At 70.1% G+C, this 1,380-nt stretch carries 1 protein-coding gene; it reads left to right on the top strand.

The features are described from left to right. Positions 1-206 precede the first annotated feature (206 nt). Positions 207-1,380, top strand: a 1,174-nt coding sequence (locus ACGFY9_RS48875) for an IS110 family transposase (RefSeq protein WP_393765666.1), incomplete at its 3' end; no start/stop codon positions are given.

The raw sequence follows: 1,380 nt of genomic DNA, 5'->3' as shown, positions 1-1,380 counted from the left end.
AGCCCGGTTCGGGCTCGTGGCCTCCAGGTCCGGTAGGACTCTTTGCCCCTGTTGTTGATGATCCGGGGGGTGCTGTCGCCGGTCCTGGTGGCACCGGCTGATCGCTGATGAGAGCGTGTCCGCCGTCAGGCGGGCTGCGTAATGTGGCTGCCGACGGCCGGTGCCCTGGCAGGCCACCCGGCATGAATTCCGGGGAGGGAAGCCCGGTGACCAGCAACTTTACGTCGATCGCAGTGTTCTGTGCTCTGGACGTGGGCAAGTCCGAACACCACGGCACGGCTCTGCTGGCGGACGGCCGCAAGACCTTCGACAAGCCGCTGCCCAACAACGAACCGCAGTTGCGGGACCTGTTCGCCCGTCTGCAACGCAAAGGCAGGGTGCTGGTCGTGGTCGATCAGCCGGCCTCGATCGGCGCGCTGCCGGTGGCGGTGGCCCGCGCCAGTGGCTGCGAGGTGGCCTATCTGCCGGGCCTGTCGATGCGACGGCTGGCTGATCTCCACCCGGGCTCCGGCAAGACCGACGCCCGCGATGCCTTCGTCATCGCCGATGCCGCCCGCACCATGCCCCACCTGCTGCGGAGCATCACGCCGGACGAGAGTGTCCGGGCCGAACTGGCCATGGTGCTGGGCCATGACGACGACCTGGCCGGTGATGCCACCCGCATCTCCAACCGGCTGCGCGGACTGCTGACCTCGATCCACCCGGCCCTCGAACGGGTCCTGGGCCCCCGCCTGCGTCACCCGGCGGTGCTGGCCCTGCTGCAGACCTTCGGCTCCCCGGCCGAACTGGCCCAGGCCGGAGGCGACGAGATCACCCGCACTCTCCTCGGGGCAGCCCCCCGGATGCGGACCGCGCAGAAGATGACCGAGCAGGTCATGGCCGCTCTCGCCGAGCAGACCGTGACCGTCCCCGGCACCGCGGCGGCCGGCGACATCATCCCTGGCCTGGCCGAGGCCCTCGCGGTCATCCTGCACCGCCGCGAGGTCCTCGAAGACCGCATCGCCTCCCTCCTGGAGGCCCACCCTCTCGCACAGGTCCTGACGTCCATGCCGGGAGTCGCCGTCAGGACCGGAGCCCGCATCCTGGCCGTCGTGGGCGACGGCAGCGCGTTCCCCACCGCCGCCCACCTGGCCTCCTACGCGGGCCTGGCTCCCACGACCTACCGCTCGGGCACCTCCATCCGAGGCGAAGGACCACCCCGCGGAGGCAACAAACCCCTCAAACGGGCCCTGTTCCTGGCCTCGTTCGCCTCGCTGAACAGCCCCGACTCCCGCGCCTACTACGACAGGAAACGCGGCGAAGGCAAACGCCACAACGCCGCCCTGATCTGCCTCACCCGCCGCAGGATCGATGTCCTGCACGCCATGCTCAAACACCGCG

The organism is Streptomyces sp. NPDC048504, assembly GCF_043200035.1.
Lineage (GTDB): Bacteria > Actinomycetota > Actinomycetes > Streptomycetales > Streptomycetaceae > Streptomyces.
Note: the sequence above shows the minus strand (reverse complement) of the source record. Positions and strands in the feature narration are given on the sequence as shown.